Source organism: Blautia sp. OF09-25XD (assembly GCF_003482095.1).
In the GTDB taxonomy this organism is placed as follows: domain Bacteria; phylum Bacillota; class Clostridia; order Lachnospirales; family Lachnospiraceae; genus Fusicatenibacter; species Fusicatenibacter saccharivorans.
In genome coordinates this window covers 68601-80491 of sequence record NZ_QUMG01000021.1, presented here as the reverse complement: position 1 = coordinate 80491, position 11891 = coordinate 68601, and the positions used below count along the sequence as shown (strand labels likewise).

Below are 11891 nucleotides of genomic sequence, written 5' to 3'. Positions count from 1 at the left end.
TGTGTTCTATAGTCAATTTCACTATCCTTAACCATAGCTGATGAATTCTCTGATTCCTGAAGATAAAAATATTCTGTTTTATCATTAAAGCAAATTTTGCTCACTTTAGAATATTAATAAACAGCTGTGTTCTATAGTCAATTTCACTATCCTTAACCATAGCTGATGAATTCTCTGATTCCTGAAGATAAAAATATTCTGTTTTATCATTAAAGCAAATTTTGCTCACTTTAGGATATAATTTCAGAAAAAAATCAAAATCCTCCGCCAATTTAATTCTTTCATCAAATAATTTCAGAAAAAAATCAAAATCCTCCGCCAATTTAATTCTTTCATCAAATCGGATATTCCCAACTAATTCTTTTAAGATTATCTTTCCACAACAATATCCATAAATACCTGTTTTTTTTTGATAATCCGCAAAATTCAAAAGCAATTCACTTATATCAAAAGTGCCACTTCCAGGTAATTGTATTTTCTTTTTTTTTTCCTGAGTGCCATATTTTTGTAATCGTGCATATTGAAAGATCTACACCGCTCTCAATAATAGTTTCATACAAATTTTCCAAATAGTTATTTGGTATGCGGTCATCTGCATCAATAAATGTAATATATTCTCCACACGAGGCATCAATCCCAACATTTCTCGCATGAGATACGCCACTATTTGGAATATGAATTACTTCAAATCTTTTATCAATACAAGCAACTTTATCACAAATTTCCCCTGATGCATCCGTAGATCCATCATCTATTAAAATACATTCAAACTCTTCAAATGTTTGGCTAAGCAAGCATTGAAATAAATCATCCATATATTTTTCTTTATTATATACGGGAATAACAACACTAATTTTCATAGTTTTCTTTTTCTCATTTTAAAAATTAATATTTGATATAAATTGGGTGAAACATAAAATATACTGTAACGTATAAAATCTTTAAGACAAAGTCCATTTCCCCTCATCAATGTTCGCATAAATTGTATATATGTTTGACTGTCATGATAGGGCTGTATTTTCGATTCCTTTGCACGAAACCAAAATTCTATATATAAATTCAGAAATAGTTTCATCGATTCCCTACAAATAAAACTATCTTGTTTAAATAAGCACATTCGTCTTTTCACAATATCCAACATTACCAAATTCTGCTCTTGAAATTTTTGATGCGTCAGCGAAGTATTATTTTGAACATATATATACCAGAATTTCTTTTCACAAAAAATTTTTCCTGTTTTAGCTAGCACCTGGCTCATCCAATCATCGTCCTCATATATCCGTCCCTCAAATGGAATGTTTTTTATATAATCTCTTTTATACAGCTTATTACAAACTCCAACAACCAATCCATTTGCATAGCTACCATAATACAACCCTTTTGCAAATTCTAACATGGATTTTTTTCCACAAAAAAATGTTGGGATTTTATGTGGATCTATTGTCAATTTTCCCTCTTCATTCTGAAATTGCCAAAGCCACGTTACTATATCAACATCATGGTTTTCTAAAATTGAAATTGCTTTACTGTATATAGTAGGATCATCTGGTAAATAATCATCACTATCTACAAAAGTAATATATTTCCCACTTGATGCTAAAACACCGTTATTTCGAGCTTTTCCAACCCCTTGATTTTTCCGGTGAATTACGCTTATACATTGATTTTCTTTTGCATATTCGTCACAGATCTTTCCAGAAGAATCCGTACTTCCATCATTAATTAAAATCAATTCACATTTTTCCACATTCTGGTTTAAAATACTTTCAATACACCTTCTTAAAAACCGTTCTGTGTTATAAACTGGTACTATTACAGAAAGCTGTGTTTTCATTACACTCTATACCTCTTTTCAAAATAAAAAGATATCAACGGTAGCAAAACAGGATGCGAATAACAAAATGTTAATAGTTTTTGTTTTTTAGGAACACACAATTTGCCAATTTTCAACTGTTTAAACATATTCCTAACGCTATCTTCATATAATATTTTATTAACCATTCTTTTTTTTTCACCTATAGTAAGAACACTCGAACAGAATATATCCCCAATAGCGTTATAAATAAAAAATAATAATACCTTGTCAAGTTGATCCCTAAAATCATATATTTCGCTTCGACCAAATTCTTCCTGGAATCGTGCATACAAAGCCTTATAATCGTCCCATTTATCAGACGTAAATGTATGTGTTACTGAACTTTGATTGCTGCAGTTATACATATAGTAGGCTTGTCCTTTCATATAATAAAACGAATGTATTCTAAGCATCAATTGACATCCCCAAAACCAATCTTCAGAAAATCGAATTCCAATCTCATATCGTGGCATTCTTTGTCGCATATTTTTTACCATGCACACACAGTTGGAAATTGTAGCAGGATATTCTATCGAACGAGTAATTAGTAAATGAGGATAATATTCTTGATGCAATTGTTTCTCCTCATATAACCCGCCACGAATATTGTGAGAATAAATAGTTTTTCTTCCATCCGAATATACCTTTATACAATCACACATTACTAAATCGCAATGATTATGTTCCGCACATCTTATCATTTTTTCATACATCTGAGGTTGAATATAGTCATCGCTATCAACAAAAGTTACATAGTCTCCCTCAGCTAAATCTAATCCTACATTTCTTGCAGCAGCAACTCCTGCATTTTTCTGATGAACCACCTTAACTCTACTATCACTTAAAGCATATTTTTCACAAATTTTTCCACATGAATCAGGTGATCCATCATCGACTAATATTATTTCCAAATTGCCATATGTTTGATTTAAAATACTTTCTATGCAAGTAGCTAAGAATTTTTCTGCTTTATACACTGGTACAATCACACTTATTTTAGGCATAGAAATTTCTCCCTTATCAACATCAATTGCCTTATTTTCATCTATAAAATATCCTGTACAAATCGCAACATACTATTGCTCTCAATATAACACCCTCAGATACTCCCACTTATGGATAGCTATAATATCTAACCAACATCATTATTATAATTGTTTTGCACCATTTCTACCTTTTACCCACACAATTACTCTTTTCCAATATACGATATATTTTTTTCACTTCTTCCTTATTTGAATACTTTCTCATTTGACAGTTGAATGATAGTTGCTCTAACAGACAATTATTATTTAGCAAATCAAATATTTGATCCGCACACTCCTGATTTTGCATAGGTACAATTATGCCCTCTACACCACTTTCCAATTGTTCCTTAGCTGTCTCATAATTTGTAATAATTACAGGTTTTCCTAACATCTGAGCCTCACGAACCGTAACACATTTACCTTCATATCGACTAGGCTGTATATAAACATCACATGCCTGAATATATGGATATGGATTCTCTTTTTTTCCAAGAATTTTTACATATTCCTGCATATTAGCTTCTGCAATTTTTCTTTTAATCAATTCTTCGTCTCTGCCAAAACCAATCAAATACCATGTTATATCCATCCCTCTTTCACGTATCCGTTGACAAATTTCTGGTACATTATCAAAATTCTTAGCCTTACAGAATCGCCCAATAGATAGTATTTTTATCCCTTTTGCATTCATTTCTTTATCCACTAAAAATTCATTTGCCTGCTTTTTCACAAATTCTTCCGGCAAGATGTTTTCAATCAAAATAATCTTTTCCTTGAACATAGGAAAAACCGAAAGAAAATTCTCTGTTACTGCATCAGAAATCGAAGCAATATAATCATAGTTCTTCCACATTGCGGTTTCAGAAGCAATATTCACCTGTATACGAGAATAATCTGTATGAATCCAGGCTATTTTTCTTTTTGCATGTACTTTTCTATCAACAAAATAGTGCGGTGTCAAAAAGCTGATTGCTAAATCATATACTTCATTGGATTGAATTTTTGGCATAAATGGACAAGTATATTTATGACTATATTCTAACGCCACATCACTGTCTGTATATTTATGTATTCGATTATATTTTGCCGCTGCCATTTTCCCCGCAAGTCTTGCCATACTTAATATGAAATGTCCTTCCTTTAAAGTCCGCTTTATCGGTCGCGCTAATACTGTATAAGCGCGAATTTCTGGCAATAAATTAACAGCTGATGGGATTTCTCTCATTAATTCCCCTTCATGCCGTAATAAAAATAAATCTACATCATATTTTTCAAAATCAAATGCATTTAATAACCCGATAAGACTTCTTTCTGCTCCACCTAATTCTAAAGCATGAGACACAATTAGCAATTTCTTTTTCATTTGCGGAACCTCTGAAAGACATCTACACCAAATATTCTGTGTATTGGTCTTGTTATCATGCCACGAATTTTTAAGTGTTTACTCATCCACGTTGCCTCATACCAGTGAATGGAAAATGTATTTTCTGTTTTTTCTAATTTTCCGGTAGCGCTGTTATATGGATTCAAAACATCCATAGGATATATTACCGCTTCACACACATTTTGTTTTCTACCATTCTGTTTTAACCCCAATGCTACCAACGCTTGTGTATTCAATTTCGGACACATTCTTACTCCATTTTTCCCGTCCAGTAATATCTCATATTCTTTCAACATCGCTTGAATCACTTTTCCATGTGCAACAGATCCAAATCCCAATCCCGAAGCTACATATTGCTTATTTTCAAAGCAAAAAAATGCATCATTTCTTAACAATTCTTCCAGCGATCTAATTACTTCTACATCTGTATCAAAATAGATTCCTCCATACTTTTCCACTACCCAAAGTCTGACATAATCGCTTAAATACGCATACTTTTTTTCGGCATAACACATTCGCGTATACCCATTCATATCTATATCAAAATTTTCCTCATTCCATTCAATAACTTCATACTCTGGACAATACTGACGCCAGCTCCTTATGCACTTTAAAGCTAATTTGGATTTCTTCCCTTTTCCAAACCAACAATAATGTATTTTCTTCGGTATCATGTATCCATCCCTTCCTATCACTTATTTTTGCACACATTATTTTTTTTCGAATTACTTTCCAATTTTCTTTTATGAAAATAGTCATATACCACCTTAGGTAAAATGCCTATAATAATTGGTTGTATCGCATATAGATATCCGCTTATCGGCAGTCCAAGTTTTCGCACTGCCATTCCTCGTACATATGCTTCATTTACTCTATATCGAAATTTTCTTCTCTTATATGCTGCTTTATCATCTCGCATAAGATAAAGCTGTTTGGGAATATTTTTGCCTCTATATCCGACCTCGTACATTTTTATCCATAAATGATAGTCTTCTACTCGCAACAAACGCTTTTTCTCTGTATATCCTTTCACCGCATCATATGCTTCTTTTCTCACCATACATGGTGCATGACAAAACGGAGATCCATGCAAAAAATCCTCTTTCTTGGGATATTCAGGATGACTTATATTCCCCCATATTCCTGTCTCATCAAAATACCCCATATCTGTGCTTACAATCGAAATTGCTTTTTCTTTTTCTAATATTTCATACTCAACCGCAAATCGTTCTGGCAAACAAATATCATCTCCATCCATTCTTGCAATATACTTTCCTGTTGCCATTTTTAAACAACGATTTAAGGTATAGTTAAGTCCTCTATTTTCTTTATTTTTCAGCAATACCATTCTTTCTGGATATTTTTTTATATAGAATTCTGCCACTTCAGACGTTGCATCGGATGATCCATCGTCGCACATAATCAATTCCCATTCACTCATCGTCTGACCTAAAACAGACTCAATCGCTTCTGACAACGTATCTGCACAATTGTATATCCCCATAATTACACTAATTTCTGGATTTTTCATATAAGCCCCCATGTAAAATGCATCTGATAATAAAAGAATCCAATATATCCTAACACAGTAGCACTTTTTATGATTATGGTTGAATTTCTCGTAAAAATATTTTCAATTTCCCAAGGTAGTAAAATGGATGCAGAATACATAGATCCATATGAAATCAATCGTCCTATAAATATTCCAGAAGTTTTCATAGACACCATTGCAATTACACTGGTCAAAATCGAGAAATTTGTCACAATATTAATTACCGGATTGTCTGCTTCTTTGATTTGCTTACGTCCAATAATAGATAAAATCATGGGAATGGAATAGACAAATACCCTGATCGGATTAGTTCCGTTATCTTCCCACTCTTTCCAATCCGCTACCATATTAGAATATTGTGTATTTGATAGTATATTGTTCATTCCATCTGTAAACTGATTTACAAATATTAATATTAAAATACATCCCAAAATGCACAGCACACTCTTTTTATTCCATGCCTTTCCCTGCACAATAAAAATGATCGGGATCATAAGCAATGCTGACGCATGAAATGTCGCTCCTAATAGAATAATTGCTATCAGTGGTATATATTTTCTTTTTAGCAGTAATGGAAATCCTGCCATGATAATGGCAATTGCCAAAAACTGTCGGATACCATTATGACACCAAGACATATAGTCTGTTCCCGCAACAAAAACAAAAATACTCATCCAATAGTTTTCACTATATTTTCGATAAATAAATGCCATACATAACATTTGCACAGTAGCTATGAACATGAAAAACAGAATAGGTGAATTTCCAATAAGAGCTTTTATAATCACAATTAAGACCGAAAAACCTTTATCTTTTTTTATTCCCTCGAGATAGAGTGGAAGCGCAGCTATTTTACTAGGTGCTTCTCTAAAGACACTTCGGTAGGCATAGGTATCTCCAAAATTATCGGATCTTAGTGTTGCCGCCAATATATATGGAACCACTAGAAGCACTGCCGGTGCTATCTGCCATCTTTCTTCTATCCTTCCCATAACGATTTCCTGCTTTTTCGGCAGAGATATTGCCAGAACCATTCCTACTGTCAAAAGCCAGATTAATTGAAACCAATAATTCGTTATGGACATCTTTTACATTTCTCCTTTTGTCTTACTAAAATTTTCTCTTTCCTCTTTCATCTTACTCCAGACTTCTCACCGTTCTCTCCACCACAGCTTCCTTCCGAAACTCTCTTTTCATCTTCTCTCTTCCTGCTTTACCCATTTTTTCCCGTTCTTCTCTGCTGCAATGCAGCATCTTTTTCATTGCCTGATACAGCATCTCTTTGTTTTTTACTTCAACCAGCAGACCGCTTTTTCCATTTTCTACGCTTTCCCGGCAGCCCGGGATATTGCTTGTGATAACAGGGCGGCCGGTTGCCGCTGCTTCCAGGAGGACGTTGCTCATGCCTTCATGATAGCTGGGAAGAACGACACAGTCTGCTTCTGCATAAAATGGGCGCGGGTCTGACTGAAAGCCGTAAAAATGGGCGATTCCAAGCTGTTCCAGTTCTTCTACCTGCTTTTTGTAGATATCTTCAAAGAATCCGGCCAGATCAAGGACAAAGTCTTCGTTTTCTTCTTTCAGCCGCCGAACGGCATAAAAGAGTTCTTCTATTCCTTTTTCTTTCATGATTCGTCCGAGATACAGAAAATGGACACGGCTGTGATTCGGGTAAGGTTCCATTTTGTATTTTTCCAGGTTAATTCCCGCACCGGGCAGAACAACCTGACGATCTGCCGATACGATGTTTCGTTCGCCAAATTCGCGGGCGTTTTCTTTATTTTCAAAAAAGACATATTTTACTTTTCGGAAAGCGATTCGATACAGTACCGTAACAAATCCGGCCAGTACTGGTTTTTGGAATGCAGTTCCAAGTCCCTGTACGTTGGCATAATAGGGAATCTTTTTGCAACTGCAGAGCAGACCCATATAGATATTTGGTTTAATGGAATATGTAAGCACAAAGTCCGGGCTGATTTTTTGCAGAAGCCGCTTATAGTCCCGCAACAGCTTTGCCTCGGCAAAAGGATTCACGCCACGTCGGTTCATGGATACGGGAATACACTCGATTCCCATTTTCCGAAAATCTTCTTCATGCCCGACAAATGGCATGGCAAGAATCACTTCATGCTCTTTCTGCAAGGCTTCCACCAATTCTTTGCGAAACTGCCAGAACATATACGAATGATTGGTTACAATTAGAATTCGTTTTTTCATTTTTCTTTCCTGTTTCGGTGTAATATTCCGCATTGTTTCATTACTAATTTCATTATTTTCTTTATAAATTATATCATCTTTCAATCAATATGCAATTACTTTTCTCATTATTTTCCAGCTTCTATGTAAAACGAGGCAGCATGCTTTCCTTCCCAAAAACATCCTGCCCGTTTCTTCCTATCTTTTGCTATCTTTGCTATTTTTTCTATCTTTTGCTGTCTTTTACTACTTTTTCTATCTTTTGCTGTTTTTCTATCTTTCTCTGTCTTTTTCTATCTTTTTTATCTTCTTCTATTTTCCAACCTTCACAACCTCTTTTGCACCCTTCATCTGCTGTTTTTCCAGTCTGCCTTCGTGAATTCCATCCTGCCGCAGTACGGCTCCTGCTGTTCTCCAGAGACATTCCAGATCCATTTTGAGCTGGATATGGTGCACATAATATCCATCCAGTTCAGCTTTTTGCCGGATCGGCAGCTCATCCCGTCCATGGATCTGTGCCCATCCGGTAAGACCCGGACGGACGCTGTTTGCGCCGTACTGCTCACGCTCCACAAGGAGGTCATACTGATTCCAGAGTGCCGGACGCGGGCCAACCAGCGCCATATCGCCCTTCAGGATATTAAAGAGCTGTGGCAGCTCATCGAGGGATGTTTTCCGGAGAAACCGTCCGACTCTTGTGATGAAAAGATCGGGATTATTCAGCATATGGGTCGGCATATCATGTGGGGTATCGATACGCATCGTGCGGAATTTATATATGTAAAAATACGTGCCGTTCTTTCCTGCCCGCTTCTGCCGGAAGAAAATCGGTCCCGGCGAATCGAGATGGATCGCTATGCCAAGCAAAATCAGCAACCACGACAGTGCTGCCGTTCCAACCAGTGCAAGCAGCCGGTCCAGCAGATTTTTCAGATACATTTGATAAATTCCAGATTCCCTCATGTTTTCTTCCCCCTATTCTTTCACCGACTGGTTACTTTTCCGGCCTTCTTTTTCTTTTCCATAGCCGTACTTTCCGTAACCATAACCATATTTTCCGTAGCCATAACCGCCATAGGTGCTGTATCCGTAGCCTGTCGCACCCTCCGGCACGCCGTTCAGTACATAGCCGCAGACCGGAATTTGCGAATCCTCGAAGAATTCCAGTGCCCGCTGTACTTCACGGTCCTTGGTAGTTCCCTGGTGTACGACAAGAACTGCAGAATCTGCGATTCCGCCCAAAAGGGATGCATCCGACAGTACTCCGCACGGCGGCGTATCAATAATCAGAAGATCCGCATCCTCTTTCAATTCTTCGATCAGCGTTTTCATCCGCGCGGAACGCAGCAGGCCGGCCGGATTTTGTGTACTTCCGACACCCGGCAGAATTTTCAGCGACAGATCCCGATAATCGGTAAGTGCCTCATCCAGGCTGATCTGTCCTTTCAGCACTCCTATGATTCCACGTCCCTTCCGCTCGGAAAGTCCGATACACTTCAATACCGACGGATTTCGCAGATCTCCGTCCAGCAGCACTACGCGGTACTTCTTCTTTGCGAATGCTTCTGCGAGATTCACGGCAACGGTTGTCTTTCCCTCTCCCGGCACAGAGCTTGTCACAAGCAAAACAGGACAGTCGGCTTTTCCAAGCCCGTCCTCTGTTCTTGTCCGGATGAGCTGCATTGCTTCTTTGAAGGAATCCGGCACTTTGGGGTTACAGATCGTGATGGTCTGTTCTTTTACGTTGCTTCGTTTCTTGATTTTCGCCTCCGGCAGATTTCCAAGGAACGCTGCGTTCGTCAGCTTTTTCACGTCATCTGCCTGGCGAATTGTTTTTCTTGTTCTCACATAGATGAAGACCAAAAGCAGTGCAACGGCAAGTCCCGCCGCTGCTCCGATCATTCCGGCATGTACCGCATCCTGGCTGTTGATCGGGGATACCGGTACGCCGCTGTCGTCTACCACCGTCAGCGTTGTCGCACCGATTATGTACTCTGCTACCTCCGGATAATTGGTAATGACGGACTGAAGTACGCGATATGCCGTATCCGGTGAAGAATCTTTTACGCGAATTGTGAACAGGTTGGTGTTTTCCATCACGCTCGCCTCAATTTGGGATGTCACTGCTCCCACCTGAAGATCCCGTGCTACAACATCCTTTAATACACCGCTTGTTACGATATAAGGAAAGGTTTTTCCAAGCTGCTGCGCCGTCACATTGTCATAATAGGAATAGCCGACCGCGCGGTTTGATCCGACCACAAATGAGGTGTATGCCTCATACATGGGCTGATACCGCAGCTTTGCCGTCAGAAAGGAGCCGCCTCCCATGAGGATCACAAGAATCAGCACGCCCAAAAAGAATTTTCGGAATGCTTGGAAATATTCTGCCAGAAAGGCGATCAGATCGATTTTCTCCGGTTCCGCCGAATAGGTTTCATACGTTTCTCTGCTCATGCTCTTTGCTCCCTCTTATCGTTCTGCCCTGCTGTAGGTGCCGTATCCATATCCATAACCGTAGCTGTTGCCGATCCGCTCACCGAATCCCGGGTAAACATTTCCAAATACACAGCCGATCACTTTTTCCTCTTTCTGGTTCAATGCATCAATCGCATCGTTGATATCCCTCGTCAGTACGCCGTCCTGCCGCACGGAAAGAACTGCCGCATCGGCATACTCTGCAAGCTCTTCTGCATCCGCCGTCATTCCCATCGGCGGCGTATCCAGAATAATGTAGTCCATATTGGTCCGGCATGTCTCCAGAATCCGGTGGAAAATCTCACCGCCGATTGCAAGCGACGGCTCTTCCAGACGATTACGGCAGATTCCGGTATATACGTTGGTATCCTTGTGTTTCTCAAAAACGCCGGATGCCGACTCTTTTCCGAGGACAACCTTTCCGAAATCCTTTCCGTCTTTTTCCGGAATCTCAAAGATTTTATGTAACGCCGGCTGTCGGAAATCGCAGTCCAAAAGCAGTACACGGTTCTGCTCTTCTGCAAGAGCAAGCGCCAGATTTGCCGCAAGGGTCGATTTTCCTTCATTTTCCGCCACACTGGTCACCAGCAGCACTTTTCCGCCTTTTCGGTCCAGACGCCCCCGCACACGCGATGCAATACGCTTTAAGGATTCCACATACAGAAAGCTCCGCGCCGGATTGGTAATCAGCATGGAGCTGTTTTTCTTCTTCTTTTCGTGATACACAACGCCCAGCAGGTCCGCATCGATTTTGCGGGTGAATTCTGCCTCATTTTTGACGGTATCCCGCAGAAAGGAAAAGAGTCCGATGAGTGCCGCCATAGCAAGGGCTGCCGCAAGAAATGCGGTCGCGGCATACTTTTTGGTCGGAATCTGGTTCGATGGCACACCGGAAACCTGCGGCTGCTGCAGTGTCTCCAACACTACATTCGGAATAATATAGTCGGAAATGCTCGTATAATTGTTCAGTACCGACTTTAAGATCCGAAATGCCATTTCCGGCGAATCTGCGGTCACAGACAGCTCCATCAGATTGGATTCCGGCACAATGGAAGCATTCATTTTTGCCGGAAACGAGGACAGGCTGAGCTCCTCCATCACTTTTTTCTTCAAAATCGTATTTTCCAGAATTGCTTCAAATTTCTGTGCCATCTCATATGTGGCCGACAGGCTCGATGCCGCATTGGCATCCACCCCGCGTCCCATAACGGCAAATGTGGTTTTTACCGTATACCGGTCTTTGTGTACGGTCGCCATCACAGTATAGGTTATCATTGCCGCCGAACAGGCAATCAGAAGGATGACCCACCAGTTTTTTGCAATGTCGCACAGGATACTTCGGAGATCCCAGTCTGTTTTGCTGCTCTGCCCGTTTCCTGTTCTGTCGTATTCTCCCAT

12 protein-coding genes are annotated in these 11891 nt (G+C 39.2%); all 12 read right to left on the bottom strand.

The genetic code is table 11. The features are described 5' to 3' along the window. Nucleotides 1–100: 100 nt before the first annotated feature. The 12 genes from DXA93_RS15340 to DXA93_RS15285 all read right to left on the bottom strand — a co-directional run bounded on the left by DXA93_RS15340 (nucleotide 101) and on the right by DXA93_RS15285 (nucleotide 11891). Nucleotides 101–430, bottom strand: a complete 330-nt coding sequence (locus DXA93_RS15340) for a hypothetical protein (RefSeq protein ID WP_119208673.1) — start codon at nucleotides 428–430, stop codon at nucleotides 101–103. Nucleotides 431–446: 16 nt separating this feature from the next. Beyond that, complete coding sequence (locus DXA93_RS15335; protein ID WP_119208671.1) at nucleotides 447–860, bottom strand: glycosyltransferase family 2 protein; 414 nt, start codon at nucleotides 858–860, stop codon at nucleotides 447–449. After that, a complete protein-coding gene (locus DXA93_RS15330) occupies nucleotides 857–1834 on the bottom strand; it encodes a glycosyltransferase family 2 protein (RefSeq protein ID WP_117509384.1) in 978 nt (325 codons plus the stop codon). The genes DXA93_RS15335 and DXA93_RS15330 overlap by 4 nt, the downstream gene beginning before the upstream one ends. Then, entirely contained in the window at nucleotides 1834–2859 is a 1026-nt protein-coding gene (locus DXA93_RS15325) for a glycosyltransferase (RefSeq protein WP_117509385.1), read from the bottom strand. Before DXA93_RS15325 ends, DXA93_RS15330 begins: the two co-directional genes overlap by 1 nt. A 166-nt stretch (nucleotides 2860–3025) precedes the next feature. Beyond that, entirely contained in the window at nucleotides 3026–4246 is a 1221-nt protein-coding gene (locus tag DXA93_RS15320) for a glycosyltransferase (RefSeq protein ID WP_117509386.1), read from the bottom strand. Then, nucleotides 4243–4941 carry a glycosyltransferase family 32 protein gene (locus DXA93_RS15315; protein WP_117509387.1) on the bottom strand — a complete coding sequence of 233 codons (699 nt, stop codon included), beginning with the start codon at nucleotides 4939–4941 and terminating at the stop codon, nucleotides 4243–4245. The genes DXA93_RS15320 and DXA93_RS15315 overlap by 4 nt, the downstream gene beginning before the upstream one ends. Nucleotides 4942–4958: 17 nt before the next feature. After that, entirely contained in the window at nucleotides 4959–5798 is an 840-nt protein-coding gene (locus DXA93_RS15310; RefSeq protein ID WP_117760625.1) for a glycosyltransferase family 2 protein, read from the bottom strand. After that, nucleotides 5795–6904: an EpsG family protein gene (locus tag DXA93_RS15305; protein ID WP_117509389.1), complete on the bottom strand. Its 1110-nt coding sequence runs from the start codon at nucleotides 6902–6904 to the stop codon at nucleotides 5795–5797. The genes DXA93_RS15310 and DXA93_RS15305 overlap by 4 nt, the downstream gene beginning before the upstream one ends. 52 nt (nucleotides 6905–6956) lie before the next feature. Further along, nucleotides 6957–8036 carry a glycosyltransferase family 4 protein gene (locus DXA93_RS15300; RefSeq protein ID WP_117509438.1) on the bottom strand — a complete coding sequence of 360 codons (1080 nt, stop codon included), beginning with the start codon at nucleotides 8034–8036 and terminating at the stop codon, nucleotides 6957–6959. Between the two features lie 291 nt (nucleotides 8037–8327). Next, nucleotides 8328–8978: a sugar transferase gene (locus tag DXA93_RS15295; RefSeq protein ID WP_227093694.1), complete on the bottom strand. Its 651-nt coding sequence runs from the start codon at nucleotides 8976–8978 to the stop codon at nucleotides 8328–8330. Nucleotides 8979–8990: 12 nt separating this feature from the next. Then, entirely contained in the window at nucleotides 8991–10472 is a 1482-nt protein-coding gene (locus tag DXA93_RS15290; RefSeq protein ID WP_117509390.1) for a polysaccharide biosynthesis tyrosine autokinase, read from the bottom strand. 15 nt (nucleotides 10473–10487) lie between these two features. Continuing rightward, nucleotides 10488–11891, bottom strand: coding sequence for a polysaccharide biosynthesis tyrosine autokinase (locus DXA93_RS15285; protein WP_055266465.1), 1404 nt, complete (start codon nucleotides 11889–11891; stop codon nucleotides 10488–10490).

Coding starts and splice junctions, on each gene's coding strand:
- DXA93_RS15290 (WP_117509390.1), bottom strand. CDS start 10,472: ATGAGCAGAGAAACGTATGAAACCTATTCGGCGGAACCGGAGAAAATC.
- DXA93_RS15315 (WP_117509387.1), bottom strand. CDS start 4,941: ATGATACCGAAGAAAATACATTATTGTTGGTTTGGAAAAGGGAAGAAA.
- DXA93_RS15285 (WP_055266465.1), bottom strand. CDS start 11,891: ATGGGAGAATACGACAGAACAGGAAACGGGCAGAGCAGCAAAACAGAC.
- DXA93_RS15305 (WP_117509389.1), bottom strand. CDS start 6,904: ATGTCCATAACGAATTATTGGTTTCAATTAATCTGGCTTTTGACAGTA.
- DXA93_RS15325 (WP_117509385.1), bottom strand. CDS start 2,859: ATGCCTAAAATAAGTGTGATTGTACCAGTGTATAAAGCAGAAAAATTC.
- DXA93_RS15335 (WP_119208671.1), bottom strand. CDS start 860: ATGAAAATTAGTGTTGTTATTCCCGTATATAATAAAGAAAAATATATG.
- DXA93_RS15295 (WP_227093694.1), bottom strand. CDS start 8,978: ATGAGGGAATCTGGAATTTATCAAATGTATCTGAAAAATCTGCTGGAC.
- DXA93_RS15320 (WP_117509386.1), bottom strand. CDS start 4,246: ATGAAAAAGAAATTGCTAATTGTGTCTCATGCTTTAGAATTAGGTGGA.
- DXA93_RS15300 (WP_117509438.1), bottom strand. CDS start 8,036: ATGAAAAAACGAATTCTAATTGTAACCAATCATTCGTATATGTTCTGG.
- DXA93_RS15330 (WP_117509384.1), bottom strand. CDS start 1,834: ATGAAAACACAGCTTTCTGTAATAGTACCAGTTTATAACACAGAACGG.
- DXA93_RS15310 (WP_117760625.1), bottom strand. CDS start 5,798: ATGAAAAATCCAGAAATTAGTGTAATTATGGGGATATACAATTGTGCA.